17 protein-coding genes are annotated in these 20,504 nt (G+C 38.5%); 7 read left to right on the plus strand and 10 right to left on the minus strand.

Features of this window, described 5'->3' with window-relative positions:
* Window positions 1–36 precede the first annotated feature (36 nt).
* The 7 genes from BLR27_RS10930 to BLR27_RS10960 all read right to left on the minus strand — a co-directional run bounded on the left by BLR27_RS10930 (window position 37) and on the right by BLR27_RS10960 (window position 10,322).
* Entirely contained in the window at window positions 37–1,599 is a 1,563-nt protein-coding gene (locus BLR27_RS10930; RefSeq protein ID WP_090704811.1) for a SusD/RagB family nutrient-binding outer membrane lipoprotein, read from the minus strand.
* A 45-nt stretch (window positions 1,600–1,644) separates the two neighbouring features.
* Window positions 1,645–4,929: a SusC/RagA family TonB-linked outer membrane protein gene (locus tag BLR27_RS10935; RefSeq protein WP_176767676.1), complete on the minus strand. Its 3,285-nt coding sequence runs from the start codon at window positions 4,927–4,929 to the stop codon at window positions 1,645–1,647.
* A 208-nt stretch (window positions 4,930–5,137) separates the two neighbouring features.
* Complete coding sequence (locus tag BLR27_RS10940) at window positions 5,138–6,283, minus strand: FecR family protein (protein WP_176767677.1); 1,146 nt, start codon at window positions 6,281–6,283, stop codon at window positions 5,138–5,140.
* A gap of 125 nt (window positions 6,284–6,408) precedes the next feature.
* Entirely contained in the window at window positions 6,409–6,993 is a 585-nt protein-coding gene (locus BLR27_RS10945; protein ID WP_090704818.1) for an RNA polymerase sigma factor, read from the minus strand.
* Window positions 6,994–7,246: 253 nt separating this feature from the next.
* Entirely contained in the window at window positions 7,247–8,914 is a 1,668-nt protein-coding gene (pafA, locus tag BLR27_RS10950; RefSeq protein ID WP_090704820.1) for an alkaline phosphatase PafA, read from the minus strand.
* Window positions 8,915–9,106: 192 nt separating this feature from the next.
* Window positions 9,107–9,469: a bactofilin family protein gene (locus tag BLR27_RS10955; protein WP_090704822.1), complete on the minus strand. Its 363-nt coding sequence runs from the start codon at window positions 9,467–9,469 to the stop codon at window positions 9,107–9,109.
* A 4-nt stretch (window positions 9,470–9,473) separates the two neighbouring features.
* Entirely contained in the window at window positions 9,474–10,322 is an 849-nt protein-coding gene (locus BLR27_RS10960; RefSeq protein ID WP_090704825.1) for a M23 family metallopeptidase, read from the minus strand.
* 279 nt (window positions 10,323–10,601) lie between these two features.
* On the opposite strand from BLR27_RS10960, the gene BLR27_RS10965 reads away from it, so the two are divergent.
* From BLR27_RS10965 to BLR27_RS10980, 4 genes are all read left to right on the plus strand, one after another.
* A complete protein-coding gene (locus tag BLR27_RS10965; RefSeq protein WP_090704827.1) occupies window positions 10,602–11,618 on the plus strand; it encodes a ParM/StbA family protein in 1,017 nt (338 codons plus the stop codon).
* Window positions 11,615–12,259: a bactofilin family protein gene (locus BLR27_RS10970; RefSeq protein ID WP_090704830.1), complete on the plus strand. Its 645-nt coding sequence runs from the start codon at window positions 11,615–11,617 to the stop codon at window positions 12,257–12,259. The genes BLR27_RS10965 and BLR27_RS10970 overlap by 4 nt, the downstream gene beginning before the upstream one ends.
* Before the next feature lie 79 nt (window positions 12,260–12,338).
* Complete coding sequence (locus BLR27_RS10975) at window positions 12,339–13,412, plus strand: LLM class flavin-dependent oxidoreductase (protein ID WP_245704494.1); 1,074 nt, start codon at window positions 12,339–12,341, stop codon at window positions 13,410–13,412.
* Between the two features lie 37 nt (window positions 13,413–13,449).
* On the plus strand, window positions 13,450–14,589 hold the full coding sequence (locus BLR27_RS10980; protein ID WP_090704835.1) for a putative sensor domain DACNV-containing protein: 1,140 nt from the start codon (window positions 13,450–13,452) through the stop codon (window positions 14,587–14,589).
* Window positions 14,590–15,448: 859 nt separating this feature from the next.
* Here the strand turns inward: BLR27_RS10980 and BLR27_RS10985 are convergent.
* The 3 genes from BLR27_RS10985 to BLR27_RS10995 form a co-directional block, all read right to left on the minus strand.
* Window positions 15,449–16,567: an agmatine deiminase family protein gene (locus BLR27_RS10985; protein WP_221406327.1), complete on the minus strand. Its 1,119-nt coding sequence runs from the start codon at window positions 16,565–16,567 to the stop codon at window positions 15,449–15,451.
* The gene (locus tag BLR27_RS10990; protein ID WP_090704839.1) at window positions 16,488–17,375 is read right to left on the minus strand and encodes a carbon-nitrogen hydrolase; all 888 of its coding nucleotides are present in this window, start codon (window positions 17,373–17,375) and stop codon (window positions 16,488–16,490) included. The genes BLR27_RS10985 and BLR27_RS10990 overlap by 80 nt, the downstream gene beginning before the upstream one ends.
* Window positions 17,376–17,482: 107 nt before the next feature.
* Window positions 17,483–18,025 (minus strand): porin family protein, encoded by a 543-nt coding sequence (locus BLR27_RS10995; protein WP_090704842.1) that lies wholly within the window; start codon window positions 18,023–18,025, stop codon window positions 17,483–17,485.
* A 123-nt stretch (window positions 18,026–18,148) separates the two neighbouring features.
* Between BLR27_RS10995 and BLR27_RS11000 the strand changes: the two genes are divergently transcribed.
* From BLR27_RS11000 to BLR27_RS11010, 3 genes are all read left to right on the plus strand, one after another.
* On the plus strand, window positions 18,149–18,976 hold the full coding sequence (locus tag BLR27_RS11000) for an MBL fold metallo-hydrolase (protein WP_090704845.1): 828 nt from the start codon (window positions 18,149–18,151) through the stop codon (window positions 18,974–18,976).
* Between the two features lie 401 nt (window positions 18,977–19,377).
* Complete coding sequence (locus tag BLR27_RS11005; protein WP_090704901.1) at window positions 19,378–19,893, plus strand: YciE/YciF ferroxidase family protein; 516 nt, start codon at window positions 19,378–19,380, stop codon at window positions 19,891–19,893.
* Window positions 19,894–20,072: 179 nt separating this feature from the next.
* Window positions 20,073–20,447 carry a transmembrane 220 family protein gene (locus tag BLR27_RS11010; RefSeq protein WP_090704848.1) on the plus strand — a complete coding sequence of 125 codons (375 nt, stop codon included), beginning with the start codon at window positions 20,073–20,075 and terminating at the stop codon, window positions 20,445–20,447.
* Window positions 20,448–20,504 lie beyond the last annotated feature (57 nt).

The raw sequence follows: 20,504 nt of genomic DNA on the forward strand, positions 1-20,504 counted from the left end.
ATTTTAAAACATCCGGGATGAATTAAGGGTTTTAATTTAATGTTTTACATCCCACCATAATCTTGTGGCAGCGTTATCCGGGCCACCTAATAAGGCTTCTGCTGCTTTTACTGCAGCTGCATTTCTGTCTCTGTCATAATTCAGGAATGGGATACGTCGGATGATCTTGTTGGCAGGGACATCAGGATTATCTGAATGTACCAGGGGATATAATTTAGGATACCCTGAACGTCTGATAGATGCCCATGCTTCATGTCCTTCAGGAAATAGTGCGATCCATTTTTGGGTAAGTATTTGTTCACGTTGTTTCTCAGGAACAGAAGAGAACTTTACCGGGATGTCCGTCAGTGCGGGTGTATTGAAGTACCCGCCCGGAGCTTTAGGTAAATTTGTGCTTTTTATATAACTATTAATCGTTGCATTATCAGTTATTCCCCATGTTCTTAGCGACATTTCTATTCCTTTTTCATACAATGCTTCGGCAGCGCCTCCCATATTCCATCCATTTAATGCACCTTCAGCACGCAGAAAATATGCTTCTGCTGAGTACATCACGGTTGAAGGTGTTTTAAACATACTACCTGGAAGAAGAGCATCACTTGGCCCCGAGGTATTATCAGGGTCATTTGCCGGTGCAACAATTTCTGCTACATTCATTCCATTTCTTACCCCGGCATATTTACCGGTATTCACAGACGGAGCCCAAAATTTGCTCATTCTTGGATCGTCATAACCGCCTAAAACACTTTCCATTGTAGAACTCATTCTGAATTCATTCCAACCTGATTGTCTGTTATATCCGTTATAATTCACACCACCAACTTTTAGATAGGCGTCGTCACTTAATTCAGCCATTGTTCCACCTGCCACAGCAGCTTCTGCTTCAAGTTTTGCCATTGCCGGTTCTACATCGGATATTCTTAAGGCCAAGCGTAAACGCAAAGTATTCGCGAACCTCACCCATTTTCTATTATCACCATTGTAAATCACATCCTTGTCTCCATAAGATGGTTGAGCTATATTGGCATTGAGTACATCAGTTGCTTCTTTTAGTTCTTTAAAAAGATCCAAATAAATACTTTTTTGAGAATCATAAGATACTACAGTACTATCTGATCCAATTTTTGAGTAAGGAATAGGGCCGTAGTAATCAGTAGCACGATGCATTACAAATACCTTCCAGATCCGTGCAATTGAATTTAGTGCCTTTGTTTCAGGTGTTTTTGTTTCCTTTAAAATCGACATTAGCGGGGGTAAGGATTTAGTATAAGTAGCTATCCATTGTTCCTGAATCCACTCTTGAGCAATGTTGTATCGATCTGTGGGGTCAAATGTTGCAGTAATAGCAGAATATTGAGCAAACAAATCGGCAAAAAAGCCTTGTGCATACTGATATTCAGAAGATGATCTGCCGGAATACATACCCATGTATTGAGCATTTGTAAATAATCCCTTCACATCACCAGAGTTTAACGTAGTTAATCTGGTTGGATCTGTATTTAATTCCGAATAATTTTTAGTGCATCCGGAGCCAATAGTCAGGATCACTAAACTTAAGCAGAGGTATACTCTGAAATGTGTTAATATTTGATGTTTCATTTCGTGCGTTTTTAATAATTTTTTATCAAAAGAGGAATTAGATTGTCAAAATGACACTTTCAGGTTCAGACCAAAATTACGTGTTGTAGGTAAAGCTGCATATTCTAAACCTCCGCCATTTAACCCTCTGGTTACCTCCGGATCTATTGGTGCATCTTTTTTGAAGAAAAATAAATTCCTTCCAACCAATGATAATTTTGCACTTTTTATAAACGAATATTTACTTATTAATTTATCACTAAGTCGATATCCTAATGTAAATTCACGCAATCTGGTATTCGTTGACGAATAACTGTAAAAACCTGCAGAGGGGTATCTGCCTCCTATTAATCCAAAATATTTTTGTGAAGCTACAGCAGTTGTATTTTTTGATCCGTCTTGTCTGTATGCATCCAGCACTATACCTCCTTCACGACCTAATAGAGAATTCTTTGAATGGCCATAGGCATCAATAAGTGCCTGAGTACCACCAATGACAGTCCCTCCTTGTCTGTGGTCAATTAAAAAACTCATGGAAAAATTCTTGAAAGAAAATTCATTTGAAAAACCGAGCATATAATCAGGGTTATAGTTTCCAACAAATTGATCCAGACCGTCTGTTAAAATTGGTGTGCCGTCATCTTCAACGAGTTTTCGTCCCTGAGCATCTTCTTTCCAGCCTCTGACATACATGTCGCCATAGCTGCTGCCTTCATCAACTTTGATCAGATAAACATTATCACCCTCACCAATAACAATTGACTTTATCGTTTCGGTAAGTTCTTTTACCTTATTGATATTTTTAGAGTAATTTAATCCCATATCCCACCTGAAATTCTTCCCTGCTATTGGAGAAATATTTGCAACAAGCTCAACTCCATGATTTTGAATTAATCCGGCATTAATATATTTCTGGTCAAATAATGAGGCTGCCGGTAATCCAATTAATAAAAGTTGATTCTTGGTTTGGGTATTGTAATAGGTAAAATTCAGACCTACACGGTTATTGAAAAATTTCCAGTCTAATCCGGCTTCATAAGAAGTTGTTATTTCAGGCTTGTAAGTGCCCAATGATTGAATATTAGGTGTAATAATTGCACCTCCAATACCTACTGAGTAATAGTTTCGATCAAGATATTGAGTTCCACCATAACCTGAATTGGCCATAGTCAGGCTAGCCTTTCCATATGATATCCATGATGGTAATTTTATCATGTCTGATACAATTGCGGATAAACCAACTGATGGATAAAAGTAAGATTGGCTTGCTTCTGGCAATGCGGATGACCAGTCATTTCTTGCTGTGACATCTAAATACAGATAGTTATTATATGCAAGAGTTGCTGTACCGTATAGTGATTGAACACGAGGGGTTCTTCCGTCAGCTGTCGTAAAGAACGGCGACCTCGCATTATGCATGTAGAAAAAATTTGGTTTATTTAAGCCATTTGCGCTACCGGAAATGCTTTCATATTTACTCTCCTGTAAAGAAGCTCCTAAATTCCCTGTAACATCGAATTTTTTTCCAATGTTGCGCTTAAATGATAATAAGGCATCTACATTGATTCCCTGACTTCTGGTTGTGCCATAATCATAGTTCGATCCAACCTGGCTAAAGTATGAATCTGCATATACTTTCCTATTGTTGTTTTGAATGGTCTTGTCAATACTTCCACGAACCTGAAGATTTAGCCAATCATTAAATTCATATTTTGCTGAAACTAAACCAAGAATACGGTCCCGTTTTTGAAAATAATTTATTCTGTTTAATGCCCAATATGGATTTACAAGTACTGAAGATCCAGGTAACCAATAGCTTTGTTTTTCAGTACCTGTATTATCAATATAGGAGTAGTTTTTCATTTCATCCAAAGGAATAGATGTAGGGGCGCTAAAAATTGATGGCAATACATAGTTTCCTCCTCCACCGGGGACGGGTCTATTATCTACATCTTCGTAGATATAACTCATCTTTGTAGATACTGAAAGTTTGGATGAGATATTGTTGTCAGTTTTAAGGTCTACATTATGTCTTGTTAAATCATTGTTTGTCAAGATACCCTGTGCCATTGTATTCCCATAAGAGAAATAGGTCTGCATTTTTTCACTACCTCCACTAATACTGAGTGTATTGTTTAATGTTTGGCCGGTTCTGAAAAAATTCTTTAGATTATCTGGCTGCCCCTGTAATGGCACACTTTTCCCATTCCAAAGAGTAACATTTTGTCCTGTAGCTTTTGGCCCCCAGCTACGCTCAGAATTCGAGCCGTAAATACCAGCATCTCCCTGACCATATTCATATTGTAATTCTGGCAGTACTGACGCTTGATCCAGACCCAGACCACTAATGAAGTTAACGACTGTTTGATTTGCTTTTCCTCTTTTGGTGGTGATAATAATGGCTCCATTTTGCCCCTGACTGCCATATAAAGCTGCCGCTGATGCTCCTTTCAGGATAGTCATACTTTCAACTTCATCCGAATTAAGCATTCCAACGTTCCCACTTAAAGGGACACCATCAATAACATATAAAGGTTGATTACTATTGGTAATAGAACGATTTCCGCGTATCAAAACCTTAGAATCTCCACCCGGACCGGTCGCATCTTTGGTTATTGTAACACCGGCAACTTTTCCCTGAAGTGAATTAATTAAGTTAGTCTCTTTTGCTTCATTCATTTTGTCGCCTTTGATGTTTTGAACAGCATAAGTCAACGATTTGGCTTCCCTTTCAATACCAAGTGCAGTTACTACAATTTCTCCTAAGACCTGTAGATCTTCACGTAATGTTACATTTAATGTAGTTCTGCCATTAACAGCAACTTCCTGGGATATATATCCTACATAACTGAAAACCAAAATGTCAGCATCAGACACATTTAGTGTATAATTTCCCTGTAAATCAGTCGCTGTACCCAGTGCGGAACCTTTGACACGTACACTCACCCCAGGAAGTGACTCCCCTTTTGAGTCGATAACCTGCCCTTTTATGATAATTGGCGGAGCTTCTGCAATCATTGGGGTTAGATCTGTAATCTTCGGTTGCTGAAAGAGTAGAGGTTTTCTTTTAACAATTACAATGTTGTCATTAATTGTATAAGTCAGCGGCTGATCTGTGAAGCAGCGGTTAAGTACACTTTCAACCGTTGAGTTTTTGAATTTTACATCCACAGGTTTTGCTTCTTTCAGCATCGCTGCGTCATACACAAATTCATATTTACTTTGGCTGCTTATTGACCAGAATATCTGTTCAAGAGTAGCGTCTTTCTGAGATAAAGTAATCTTTTGGGCATACCCTGCAGCACTGGCCTGGAGTATGGTAAAGATCATTAAAACAATAGAAAGTTTCATAATCAGAAGTAGTTTATAGGCGGTGGAATATTGCACACTGCATATCCTATGAGAAGGAATTTTCATACATTTGTATCGTTTAGGTTTATAAGTTTGTCGATATCACGTTATTTATAAGCGGGTAGGCCTGAAACTGTCCCAAAGACAGATTTGAACCGGTGCGTTCGTAGCGCTCCGGTTTTTTCAATTACCCCTTTTTAAGTATGGATCAGGGCATAACTATTATCCTCCTTTCTCTCCCAAGAGAATCTCCGGGGATAATTTTAAAATGTATTGAACCAGTTGATTCCAGGACTTCAAGTACATCAGATACATTTCTGGAACGGGATATTTTTCCACCAAAAACTTTCTCGGGAATATTGCCTTGATACTCAACTTCCAAATTGTACCATCTGGATATCTGACGCATTATGCTTTGAATTTCTTCATTTTTGAACATGAAAAAACCATCTTTCCAAGCTGTTGCTTCATTTACATCAACAGAAACCACATCTATATTCCCATTCATTACTCTTGTCTGTTGTCCCGGTGAGATGATTTTACTTTTGTTCTCTTTTATAACTCTAACAGAACCTTCAAGTAAGGTAGTATTCGTACTGGTTTCATCGGGATAGGCCATTATATTAAAATGAGTGCCTAAAACTTCTACTGTTTGACTTGCGTTCGTGACCCTAAAGGGCATTCTGTTATTGTGGGCAACCTCAAAATAGGCTTCTCCGCTTATTTCTACCCTTCTTTCATTACCAGAAAATCTAACCGGGTAACGTAATGATGAAGCAGAATTTAACCAGACTTTACTTCCATCCGGCAGGTTTACCTGATATTGTCCGCCAGGAGGTGTTTCAATAATATTGTATGAAAGCGATTGAGAAGAGTTATCTGAGTTGGAAATAGTATATACCAATTGACCATCAGCAGTTTTATGGATCTTTATTCCGGATTGCTCTGCAAGCTGACCATTTTTAGCATCAGTTAAACTGATCTTACGTCCATCAGCTAATGTTAAGGTAGCTATATTTCCGCCAGGGGATATGTCATTTTTGACCTCGGAAATTGCGTGTGTCGTATTAGATTTTTTAATATTATTCAGGTAAAACAATGTGCCGACTGAGATAATAATAATTATAGCTGCTGCAGATATGATTCGAGGCCAAAGAATAACTTCACTTGATTTTCCGGTCAGACTAGTCATTTTCTGCCGTAATTCATTTTGTGCTTTTCTCAAATCTGCATCTGTAAGCTCAGATACCTCGTCTTCGTGCAGGTGATGAAACCATTTTTGAAGCAGGAGTATTTCCTCCGGTGTACAGCTTCCCGTCTTATATTTTTCAAGCAATTCCTTTGCTTTATTCATGAGCATTAAAAGATTTTATTTCTTTATACTCCTAAGACGGCAAAGTCAGTATGTGGTAGGTACAGGGAATGAAAATAAATATTAAAAGTTGTTCATGTATTATCTATAAAAGATATAGAACAATCTTAAAATTTAGTTGAAACTAACATGATCAGGTAAATTATTAGCCCTAAACGTACACGAAGAATACGTAATGCTTTCTTAATTTGAGTTGATACGGTTTGTTCGGATATGTCCATAATACCGGCAATTTCTTTATGGCTAAGCCTGTTTTTTCTGCTTAGCAGAAATACTTCCCTCATTCTGGGGGGAAGTGCCTTTATTTCTTTTTCGATTAAGTTTTTTAAATCATTCTCACGAATCAGAAAGTCTGTATGGATTCCGGCATCTTCTATAAAATTCTGCAATGAAGCGAAATACCTGGCTTCAACTTTTTTATGGGAAAAAAGATCCAGGGCTTTGTTTCGGACAGATGTAAAAAGATATGATGTTAGAGAAATTTGCAATGAAAAATCGAATCGCTTTTTCCAGAGAGTTGTTAAAACCTCCTGGATAATATCTTGTGCTTCTTGTTTGTTATGCAGTTTTTTATGTGCATATATGAATAACAGGCTATGGTAACGCTCGTAAATTTCGGTAAATGCTTTTTCATCTCCTTCATTCAAAAGAGTTGTCAGTTCCCGATCAGATAGTGTTTTATAATAAGACATTATTACTATAGGTAAACGAATATAGCAAAAGTCTAATATAATAATAAAGTAAAAATATAACCCGTACGATTTTAGTTAAATGAAACAATTTTGTACGGACAAGAAACATCCACGCTCTTTAAAATTCTAATTATTCCTATGGAGTTTTGTAAAAATTTCATAGAAATTTTGCAAAAAAACAGGTTCCTGATTTAGGAACCTGTTTTTTTAAAATTGCCTTACGGCATAAGTCTGCCGATAAATTGATAATCTGTTATTTTAATGCCTCATTAACGGCCTTGCCAATATTTCCATTAGGCTCCTGAATACGAAGAAGTCCGGAAATTGTAGGTGCGATATCAGTCATGTTATAAGAGTTATTTGTTTTTCCCTGTTTGATGCCCCAGCCCATGAATACCATTGGAATGTGTGTATCTGCCGGATTCATAGTGCCATGTGTTGCACCGGTAGACCTTTGTGAAGAACCTGAATACCATGCCGGTTCTAAAATGATCTGAATCACACCGCTACGCTCAGGATGGTAGCCATTAATTATTTTTTCTTTGTAGACTGCAGGAATAGTTGCATTCTGGGCATTGGCAATATCCACCACGAAGGCAACTCCCTGTTGTTTCTTCAGAAATTCAATAGTGCTATTCTTAATTGCACTTTCGCTTAATTTGTTTGTCGCAATGGCTGCATTGTTTAAACTTACTGCATAATTACTGAAGCTTTTTGCAATGTCTTTTACCTTGAATTCAGTCTCTAATTCAGCATTTAGTTGTTTTAACACATTTGAACTTTCAAAAACTCCTGTAGCTATCTTGTTATCAGCCAGGAATCCTGAGTTATGTTGTACTGCATGATCTGCAGAAAGAAATACAGTGTAATTTCCTTTACCAACCTTGGTATCAAGGTGACTGAATAATTTTGCCAGATCGCGGTCAAGCCTTAAATAGGTGTCTTCTACTTCAATTGAGTTTGGTCCGAACTGATGTCCGATATAATCCGGTGAGGAAACGCTGATCGCCAGAAAATCTGTGATAGCATCGGCACCAAGTCCTTCATTATCAACAGCCGCTCTTGCAAGATCTAATGTTAGTGAACTGCCGTGTGGTGTGCTGGTTATTATTCCCATTCCGCGGCTAAGCATCTCTGAGGTTTTTACGGGTAAAGTTGAGCTTGACATGCCTGCAAACTTACCTTCATATGGAACATCGTCCTTGGTGCTTTGCAGATAGGTATTTATTGGAAACAAGGTATTCCAGTCCTGCTTTAAATATTTTTCGGGATATTTTTGATCGTTAAAATTGCTTACCCAGGTTGGGAGTGTCTTCATATAATATGTACTTGTTATCCAGTTGCCTGAACTTCCATCATACCAATATGCAGCATTTGCTGTATGTCCTCCGGGTAATATAGCACCTCTGTCTTTGGAAGCAATGGATATCACTTTCGACCTGAAATTTGTAGCCAGCCTTAGTTCATCTGTCATAGATGTAACCAGCATATTTTTTGGCGACATTTTCCCTGCCGATTCAGAGTCGCTGCCAACTGTCGATACAGTGGAGTCGGCTGCACAGTACATTGTTTTTCCGGTAGCTTGAATTATCCAGTCATTACCTGTAATACCATGAATTGCAGGAACTGAACCCGTATATACTGTGGTATGTCCTATTCCGGTAACACTAGGAATATAGTTTATGTAAGCATTTTCGCAGGAAAATCCTTCGTTAAGCATTCTTTTAAACCCACCGTTGCCGTAACGCTCATAAAAGCGATACAAATAATCCCAGCGCATCTGATCAACCATAATTCCTACAACTAATTTTGGACGAGGAACATCTGAACTTTTTGCCGGGCTTGTTGATTTTGCCTGCTGAGCATTTAAAGAAATTCCGGAAAAGAATAATAAGGTGATAAACAGGATTTTAATTTTCATTTGATTGCAATTATAAGATTGTTTCTATAAAAGTTGGACTTAGAAATTGATTGTTAATGGCTTCAACCGTATGGATGAAACTTTGGCAAATATCATATTAAAAAACAAGGTAATTTGTAAAGAAAACAATACTTAATTGTTAATATTTTAATTGCTTATTCAGTAAAATAGGGCTGATTGTGTTTATTGCAATTAAACAGATGCAATTTCTTGATTTGAGTAGTTATTTTTCATGATCACATTACCGATATATATTGCTCCTTTTTCAACCTGTAAACTATTAGTATGTAATTCCCCCAGGATTTTGCCAGAGCTTTTTATATCGATTGATTCTGCTTTCACTGTGCCATTCACTGTTCCATAGATTACGATCTCTCGGGTATGCACATTGCCTTCAATAAGGCCATTTTCTCCTACTATAAGTCCCTCGACAATAAAAACATCTCCTTTGATATTACCATCTATCCTTACAAAAACATCAGATTCTATTCTTCCCTGAACATTGCATCCTTTACTGATCAAAGTTGGTGTTGATGTGGATTTTTGAATTGCCATCAGCTTAGTTTAAATTCAGGAAGTTGCGGGGATTGACCGGCTTTCCATTTTTACGTACTTCATAATGGAGATGATTTCCTGTGGAGTGCCCGGTTGAACCAACCTGCCCAATAACCTGACCAGTGTTCACCATTTGTCCTTCCTTAACATTGATCTTTGATAAATGTCCGTATAAAGTTTCAAGATTATTTTTGTGACGGATTCGAATGCATTTTCCATAGCCCTGAAACCAGCCGGCAAGGATTACTTTTCCATCGGCAGTACTTTTTACTGCATCTCCTCTTCTGCCTTTGAAATCAAGACCAGAGTGGAACTCAACCCTTCCTCTTCTAACCGGATCACTGCGATAGCCAAAGGTTGAATTAATAATATAATTACCAGGGTAGCCTATTGGAGTAAAAGCTACCCCCATAAGTATCTCTTTTAGTCGGTCGTCATATAAAGCATAGGTCTCTTCTAAACTGAGCTCATCAACAGCCTGGTCATTTCCACCTATATTGCTAACTGCAAATCCTTTTATACCTCTTTTTTTGAGGTATTCATTGATCTTTTTAAGTTTATTTTCAATGTTCTGAATGTAGTTTCGTGCTTGCACGGTGTCGGTAGGTGCAGGAATCTGACCTTTTAAGCGTGCGATCTCTCTGCTATAGGCGAGCTTTTCTTTTTTGTTCTTACTTATCTCCAACGAAAGAAAAACGATTGTGCCTGCAAGTAATAATATGGTAATTCCAATTGAAAATGCATAGTGTCTTAATCTGTTGATATGTTTTGTTTTAACACGCAAAGATTTGGTTTCTCCTTTATTAGAACCAACAATTAAAACTGTACTGAAATCTGATTTTGAAAATATCATTGATGTTAATATTTTAAAATTATTCTTTCGGGAAGAGTCTTTGAATTAGAAGGCTATGTTACATTTTTTTATTGTTTTTTTAAAACATTTTATCATTTTAATTGTATGTTTAACTTAAATCGATGATAATAGCCTTTTTTAGAATGAATTTATTATTTTGCCAATTCTCTTGGCAGGTATAAATTTTAATATCCGGTTAATAAATTATTTTTAATTCTGCCTTGAATACAAAAAATAGAAATTTAATTAACGAATATATAAACTCTAATAAAAAATAGAATGTTTGCAATCCAGTCGTTTTCCAGCTTAATTGAAAATAGTAACGCTAACTTAAGCAACACCTCGAAAGACCTTTTAAATGGTTTGAAGATTTTCCATGAAAGCCAGTGGTATATCTGTGGGAATTTAGCTTTAAACGAAGGCCAGCTGCCTCATAAATTCATAAATTCATCACCCTCTGATCTGGATTATCAATTGCTTGTAAAAGCAGCCTTGTTGTTGGTTGCTGATTCTGTTGAGCAGCCTCTGACTGTTACCACAGGATTCCCTTATTCAACCTATAGAATTTACAAGGATATGGCAACAGATTTTCTGAAGAAGACCCATATCATTGAGTACGATGCATCCACTTTTAGCGGGAGCAGTAAGAAATCTGTAATATTAGATGTACAGAATGTTGAGGTAATTCCTGAAATCGTAGGATGTACTATTGCACTTAGAAAAGGTGAGCAGCAGGCAGAAGGAAATTTCTTCGTTCTGAGCTGTGGATTTGGAACTTTTGAATCTGTACTTAGTATGGAATCAGGTATTGTTGAGCAAACAATGGTTAGTACTCATGGTATTAAATATGCTGTGAATATGATGATGAGTGAGCTTGAAAAGAGCCATTATCTTAGTTTTAGAAATGCACATTTGATGGATGAAGCATTCCAGAAGGGACATATAATACTTAACCGTAAGAATGTTGATCTTAGAGATATCAGAAGAAATGTGCTTAGATCTTATTACAATGAAGTGCTTTCTCCAAACCTTAGAAATGTGATCACCGATGCAAATCTGATGAAAACCAATAAGGTTTATTTATGTGGGGGAGGTATGTATTACCAGGATCTGGTTGATTGCTTTAAGAATGAATTCGGTGAAATTGCACAACTGGAGTTTGTAACTGATCCAGCCAGCCTGGCAAGTAAAGGATATGCCTTAAATTCACTTCGGGTTTCAGGAGGTAAAAGACAATCTTCTGTTGGATTGGATATTGGTAATGCAGCAACTGTAGTTAGTACTTTAACAGAATGATCAGTAAGGCAGTAGATTTTATTAGGAATATTTTCGATAAAAAGGGCCGCCAAAAAGAGACTGTAGCAGATTTTCATACTACGATTATTAAGGTCGATGATAATTTTATTTCAGCAAGCTCCATCATGCTTGATGAAAAGCTATTTGGCAATATTTTCTCTTTAAAAGAAGTAAATATCGCAGCCTCTTCAGAGATCTCAGGTAATATTATATCACGATCATGTATTATTAGCGGTAATGTGACCGGTGATATTCGTGCTACTGATTATGCGGAAATAAAAAGTACAGCAAATATTGCTGGCAATATTCTGGCCAGGGCCATTATGATCGAGCCCGGAGCTATAATAAATGGTTCGATCCGTATCGATGGTGCTATTGATGAACGTGAACTGATAGAAAAGGTTGAAAGCAGGCTTAGGTATAATAAGCAAGTGGAGACCTTTACTGTCCCTTACCTTATTGCTGAACAAGCTGTTGTTGAGAAGGAAGCCGAAAATGAGTTGCTGCCAAAATCCGTTCCCCAGGCAGACAGGCCATCAGAGGCTAATAAAAGAACTATTATTCCAACTACTAAAGGTAAATTAAGTAAACCTGCAGATATGGAAGAGAATAGTAAGACTTCAACAAATAGTTGGTATTGATCGGCACAAAGAGATGGATATTGAATTTGACAATCCTATTATATCATCAGGGCTTCTGATAATTTCCTAAAGCTTAATTTTGAAGAATATCTCCGGATCTGATTTTCGGAGATGTTCTCCAAAGATCATGCAAAATTTTAAAAACATACCCTTACAGCTTTCTGTCCTCGACCTTGTACCTGTTCTGTCCGGTAAAACCGCAGCAGATTCATTCAGGAATAGTCTCAATCTTGCTCAGAATGCAGAAAAATTCGGATTTAACAGGTACTGGATGGCCGAACATCATAATATGGATGGTATTGCCAGTTCAGCAACATCTGTTCTGATAGCTCATATTGCAGCAGGAACATCTTCTATTCGGGTAGGTTCGGGTGGCATCATGCTGCCAAATCATGCCCCATTAATTATTGCAGAACAATTCGGAACACTTGAATCCTTATATCCCGGAAGGATAGATCTGGGATTAGGCCGTGCACCAGGAACAGATCAATTAACAGCCATGGCACTTCGCCGGAATCTGGATGGTTCAGGAGAGGATTTTGCAAAAAGTCTGATGGAATTAAGAACCTACCTGTCGGCGGATAACGCAGATTCAGCGGTAAGGGCAATCCCCGGAGAGGGGCTAGCTATTCCGATCTGGTTACTTGGATCAAGTACATACAGTGCGCAATTGGCAGGAATTCTGGGTTTGCCATTTGCATTCGCAAGCCATTTTGCCCCATCTTTATTATTTACTGCTTTACAGGTTTACCGGGATAGCTTCAGGCCTTCTGAATCACTGCAACAACCGTATGTAATGGCAGGAGTGAATGTTATTGCCGCGAATACTGATGATGAGGCTGAATATCTTGCAACTTCTCTTTATTCCACTTTCCTGAACGTAATTAAAGGTACCCGGAAAAAGCTTCAGCCTCCTGTGGAGGATATGAGCTTGATCTGGAATGAATCAGAGCGATATGCTGTTATGCAAATGTTGAATTATACGTTCATTGGTTCCGGGAAAAATGTTCAAAATAAACTTGTTGAATTTGCTGATGCTACTGGTGTAGATGAACTTATGGTAACTTCTCATATATTTGATCATGAAGCGAGAGTTCGTTCCTATGAAATGATCGCTGAACTTTGCCCGCAAAATGTTCCGGCAAACAGCTGATCCTGAAGGTTTTGCTGCACTCATTTAATAAATAACAATGCTAACCGAACCAACCTATAAAGCGGCATCGGCCGTTGCCTCAATTGCAGAGAAGCATTTTTCATCTCACCTGGAAGAAGCTATGCGTAGCGGTGAACATGACCTTGCAGCTTCTCCATCTGCCCGTCAGATTGAAGCCATGCTGGATACTGCATTTTGGGCCAGTTTGAGGCGTGAGGAAGGCAATTCTCCGAAAATATCCATAGCCTTTGTATCTCCTGAACAGGCAGGTTTTCCTCTGGTATTTGAAAACAGACTTCCATTTAACCCCAGAGTACTTACCAAGCTTGGCCCCGGTGTTGAGCGGCCAGGAATTCATCTTGGTGTTTGGTATGATGAGAATGGCTTATTTATTTGGGGAACAACCCACAAAATTCCTAATTATTGTTTCGTATTGGATGTTTCAGAGCCTGGCCTTCTTGTGATCAAGCATAGGCGAATGAATGGATTCGGTAAATTCACTAATATCGTGGTCCTGATAGGTGATCAGATCAAGATTGTGGATGAGAGCAGCAGGAATCTTCCTGATTGTCCGGTTCTGCTTACTTCTCTGCTCGGATTTGCTTCAGCATCTGAAGATAATTCAGTGAATGTACTGATTCAGCTAGCCACTTCTATGCGGGCACATAAACATGGAGGTTCATTACTGGTAGTGCCATCAGGAAGTGAAGCCTGGCGTGCTTCCATTTTGCAACCCGTAAAGTATTCAGTTTCTCCGACTTATAAAGGTCTGACCGATCTGATGCAGGAAGATCAAAGTAAATGGACTTCCAGTCTATGGCTTGGAGAACTTAACCGGGAAATTGAGAGTATTGCCGGACTAACAGCCATCGATGGGGCAACAATTATAAGCGATAAGCATGAAGTTCTTGCTTTTGGTGCCAAGATAGGACATATAGATGGTCAGCCTAGAGTTGAGGAGATCTTATTGACGGAGCCGGTTATCGGTGGGGATGGGCGCATTGTAAACCCGGCAATCAGTGGTGGTACGCGGCATATCTCGGCCGCACAGTTTGTACACGATCAAAAAGATGCCATTGCATTAGTGGCTTCTCAGGATGGTGGGTTTACAATCTTTACCTGGTCGCCTTGCGATAATATCGTTCATGCTCACAGAATAGATAGTTTGCTGCTTTAATTAGTAAATCACTAGTGTCCGGATAAAATTTTATATGATCAATTAAAATTAAAATCATCCCGCTCATGCCGGGAGAGGGCACTTACTTTTCCCTTCAGCTGGAAAAGGAAGCAAAAGAGCCGCGGCTTCCCGGTATTTCTTGTAAAATCACACTTTATCCTATCGGTGTAATCCAAGCCGTGTTAAGGGAAGTGAAATATATGAATGGATCTGCAACACTTCTCTGGATTACTTAAAGGCAGTGATTTATGATCATTAATGCAAGGATAAAACGCGCCTTTACTGCCAAATCCCAGGAGGCCGATATATGCAATAAGCAATACCGGTAATTTATGAACGGTTGTTACCCATTCCACTGTCCCAGCTACCATTCATATCAGATAAACGGAACCGAAGACAATCCCCAGTGCCGAAAAAATCAAAAAACAGATGCAGTTTCTTTCAAATAACACTTCCGAGCATTAGATTTTGGGATCATATCCGGACGGCTTTCATATTTTGATATCCCCCAAAGGCAGCGATCACTTTTTTTGATGTGTGGTGGTCTTGTGACAAAAGGCACCTAGGGATTGAAAAAGGCTTTTGGGCACTTTTGGCCTTCAAAAGTGCCGAGCCCACCCGGCGATAGAGGGTGGCAAGGTTACAGGGGGCTTGCTTTTCGAATTTAAAATAATGCACCATATTTAACAGCGTAAATAAAGATTTTTTAATTTAACCGGACAGCAATAATTAGCAAATTTGAAAATTAGCGAATTAGCAAATGGGATTTGGCTTATTCAGCATTGTTTATTATTAATCAGTAAATAATATTGAGTTCTCAAATTTCTTTTTTACAACCCATATATTTCGCTTTGATTTTTTACTCAGGAATTTGCTGACTTAAACAATGAAGCGTTCCAAAGCCCCAGATCAGGTCTATGGCACTGATTGGAATAATGGTTCTGTCAGGGAAACATTCCGCAATGATATTGAGTGCTTCACGATCTTTCGGGTCGTTGAACACAGGAACGAGTACAGACTTATTTAAGATCAGGAAATTAGCGTAGCTGGCCGGCAATCTCAATCCATCAAAATCAAGTCGCCCCGGCATAGGTAAGCTAACAATGTTTGGTGCCTTCCCGTTTTCTAATTTTGAATCCTGAAGGCGTTTTAAATTTTCCTGCAATGCGTTATAATTACTGTCTTTGGGATCAGATTCTACAACAGTGATGATCGTGTCATCATTAACAAACCTGCACAGATCATCAATATGTCCATGTGTATCATCTCCTGTTATTCCGTCGGCAAGCCAGATTACATTAGTAATGCCAAGAAATTCTTTGAAGATAGCTTCATAATCTGCCTTCGTAAATCCAGGATTTCTAACCTGAATATCTGGATGCATCAGGCATTCTTCAGAAGTTAGCAGAGTGCCTTTGCCATTTACATCGATGGCTCCTCCTTCAAGAATTACCGGCTTCCCTTTATACAGAACCTGAGTTAAAGGGATATTTAAAAAGGATGAAACAGCTGAGGGTACGTTTCTATCAAGTTGAAAGTTCTTGTATTTTGCCCATCCATTGAAGTTGAAATTTAAAGCCTCTCTTTTTGATCCGTTTTTAACGATTATCGGACCAGAGTCGCGCATCCAGCTCCTGTTTGTCTTTTGAATGATAAATGATACCTTATTAAGCTCTACTTGAGCTTTTTTAAGCATTTCATGAACCTTTTCCTTTGTTTTTTGATTGGCTACGACAAGGAAAACTTCCTCATAGGTCGCTATTTTTTTAATGAACTCAACAAAAGCCCATTGAACCGCCGCAAATTTTCCCGGCCAGTCATTCCCGTTATATGGGAAACACAGTAATATCCCCTGCTGTTTCTCCCATTCAGCGGGAAATCGTCTTTCTGTACTCATATTAAAGGATCGCTCTTTTTGTGATGTCGCCAAATGCATCAATCCTTCTGTCTCTGAAGAACGGCCAGTTTTGGCGTACATTCTCCTGGAGTTTAAGATCAACCTCCGCGATCAGGATCTCCTCCTGGTCAAGGGATGCCTGTGCCAGTATCTCGCCCTGAGGACCGGCAATAAAAGAAGAACCCCAGAATTGAATTCCTTCGGTACCAGGTACATATTTTTCTAATCCGATGCGGTTTGCTGCAGCTACATAAACACCATTTGCCACGGCATGCCCCTTCATCACATTCATCCAGGCACCATGTTGTTTTTCTCCATATTCATCTTTCTCTAATGGATGCCATCCAATTGCTGTAGGGTAGAATAATACCTCAGCTCCCTGTAAAGCTGTTAACCTTGCAGCCTCCGGATACCATTGGTCCCAGCAGATAAGTGTACCTATTTTCCCTTTTTTGGTAGGGAAAGTTTTGAATCCGATATCTCCTGGTGTGAAATAGAATTTTTCATAAAAATGAGGATCATCAGGAATATGCATTTTGCGGTATAATCCTGCTTCTGATCCATCTGTATCAATAATATATGCGCTGTTATGATAAATACCTGCCATTCTTCTTTCAAAGAAAGGTACAATGATCACCACTCCAAGTTCCTTCGCAAGAGCGCTGAAGGCAATAAAAGAAGTACTGTAAAGTGGTTCAGCTAATGCAAAATTGTCTGTATCCTCAGTCTGGCAGAAATAATGACTACTGTATAGTTCCGGAAGTGAGATAACTTCTGCTCCTTTTTTGGCGGCCTCACGAACCCAGGCAATGCATTTTTTTAAATTGTTTTCTGCAATATCATTCAGGTTTAGCTGTAGTACAGCTATCTTGTAGGTGCTTTTTGACATGTTGAGATGTTATAGGAGCCGTAAAAATGCAAAATTAGTGATTTTATTTAATAAGGCTGACAGGGTTTGAAACGCATCAAGCCTTAAAATCTTTTCCGCTCAATCAATTACTTAAAGGTCAATCCTATTCCAAGACGAATGCTTCCTAAATCAAAGCTGTTATCCAGCATGAAATTTGCCGGGAAGTCGATTTTCTGATAATTATAACCCGTTTGCAGACCTAAATTTAAGCCCTTATTAACAGAAAAGGAGTATGAAAGTCCTGCACCGGCAGTCAATCCTTTATTCATATTATTGAAAAGTTTTACGGCATATCCACCATAAATATCTGCTTTTAAACCACTAAGGTCCGGGTTCAGATAGTAGGATGCATTTAGCGTGATTGGAAGCGTGTTGTAATTAGCTCCGTTGGCCTTACGGTAATTATCAGTTCCTAATGCGAATCCAATTCCTACATGTTCATCCAGGAGCTTTGTAATTCCTGTCCTGGTTCTGAAACCACTAAATTTTGAATTGTCAGCCAGGGAAGTGCTGCTATGAATCAAAGCACTGACCTCAGTATAATTGATCAGGCGCCTTTGTTGTGATTGTGCAGTCAGGCTCAGCAGGCAAATTGCAGAGATGAAAACTATTTGTATTGTTATTTTCATATGATTCTTTTCTTGTTAATTGATGATAAAAGCGAATATAATCACATTATAGGAAGTCTTTAATGCTTTTTCTATAATTTTGGCTCACAGGAAGGTCGATACGGATCTTTCTTTCCAATAAGGATGGCATTATCGTTTACATCATTAAATTCTGGGAGTAATGGCAATTGTTATTACATTGAAAATCAGAATGATGCAATTCTGGTAGATGCAGGGATCACCTGTCGTGAAACAGAAAAGCGAATGGAGCGTCTTGGATTATCGATGACCAAGGTTAGGGCCATTTTTGTATCCCATGAACATTCTGATCATATCAGGGGAATTCCGGTAATTGCTAAAAAATATAAACTGCCGGTTTTTATCACGGAGGGGACTTTGAAAAAGTCCGGATTCAGTTTAGAAAGTCATCTTTTAAGAACTTTTAAAGCTCATGAGGCAGTTCAAATTGGAGATCTTGAAATCACAGCTTTTCCTAAGTTTCATGATGCCTCTGAGCCACATAGCTTTATTATTAGTTGCAATGGAATAAAGGTTGGGGTGTTTACGGATATTGGCATCCCATGTGAAAACGTTATCCGTTATTTTTCTGCCTGTCATGCGGCTTTCCTTGAAGCAAATTATGATGAGGATATGCTGGAAAACGGGCGATACCCCTATCATTTAAAAGCAAGGATCAGGGGAGGGCATGGTCATCTATCCAATAAGCAGGCGCTCGACCTATTCTGCAATAATGGGACGCATATGAGCCATCTTCTGCTTTCACATCTATCCAGAGATAATAATAATCCTGATCTGGTTCTTGAATTATTTAAGAGTAGATCGCAAGGTACCGAGATCATCGTGGCATCCAGAGAAATGGAGACTAAAGTCTATCATATTATTCATCCGTCCATTGTTCCTATCGAAAAGAAGGCAAAGATTGAATTTGTCCAATATTCTTTATTTAGTTGATCTAAATGAAAGATCCGCAGGATAAATAATTTCTGTATCCTGATTTTTTCCTGTTGATTTCTACTATCCCTTAAATCTTGTTGAAAGATCTTCGCCTGTTTCAGCTGAGTTTTTTGTTTTGGTTTTGTTGAAAAATAATCAGGAAAGACGGAGAACATTTCAAATTTCATCGTGTTATATAAGGATAATTCTAATATTCAAATGCCCTTAGAAAGGCATAGGATTTCCGGCGGACAAGGTCCGGGCCGGGAGAAATAGGAATATCTTAAAATTGTTTATTGGATCTTTCTGTCAATAAAACACCAGCCATAAAGTTGGCAACAAAGAGTAGTATTTTTTATTGGTCAGAGCATTTAGCATGTGAGATAAATTCAAATTTATTAACAATAAAACTAAAAATCATGGCAAATTTAAAGCAATTATCATCTGATATGCCTAACTCTCATCTCCACGAATTGTTTGTAGATGAACTTAGGGATATCCTGGGTGGAGAAAGGCAATTGTTGAAAGGCATTAAAAAAATGGTCTCAAAGACAACTAACAAGAATTTAAAAAGAGCATTTGATGATCATTATACTCAATCGGAGCATCAGATAGAACGTCTGGTTCAAACCTTTCAGAGCATTGGTTTGACAGTTCGTGCCAAAAAATGTAAAGCAATGGAAGGTTTGCTTGAGGAGGCAGATGAGATCATGGAAAACTTTGAGGTAGGACAGGTACTGGATGCTGCTCTGATTGCGGCAGCTCAAAAAATTGAACACTATGAAATTGCGAGCTACGGATGTTTGGTAACCTATGCCAAACTCATGGAGCATGCCCAGGCGGAAGAATTACTGGGTGAAACCCTGGCGGAGGAGAAAAGTGCGGATGTCAGGCTGACCAAGATCGCTATGGCAGAGGTTAATGTGCTTGTTTGATTTTATATTTTCTATGAAATTCCTTTATTCCGCGTGGAATAAAGGAATTTTTGTTTTTGCCTTATCGGTTTAGAAGGACGTTTTATTTGGGGTTCGTTATCCTATAGTGGAAGAATATTATTTCATTGCCCCCTAATAGCTGAATATATTATCTTAGCATAAAAATTTATTCGCTTTACATGTTATTACATATCCTGAACATTATTTTCTGCCTCTCTTTCCTTGTCTTTGCCTGGTTTAACCTGAATGACAGCGATTCCTGGCTTTGGGTACCAATTTATATGGCGGCATCCATTTTATGCGGACTTGCAGGATTTGAATTCTATTACCCGTTCACCTATCTTTTTCTTATCGCATTTTACCTGATCTATGCGCTGATCTTATTCTTCGGAAAAGACGGTGTCCGTGATTGGATAACTAAGTATAATACTCCAAGTATCACAGAAAGTATGAAGGCAACTAAGCCATACATTGAAAAGACCCGTGAATTTTTCGGTTTGCTTATCATTTCAGCAGCTCTTGCCTTAAATTATTTTGTGTCAGGTGGAATTTGATCCTGAATTCCTTTTTTAGGCTTAAGATTCTTGCTAATTTTTGTTAGATTTCGCAAT

The organism is Daejeonella rubra, assembly GCF_900103545.1.
Taxonomy (GTDB): Bacteria; Bacteroidota; Bacteroidia; order Sphingobacteriales; family Sphingobacteriaceae; genus Daejeonella; species Daejeonella rubra.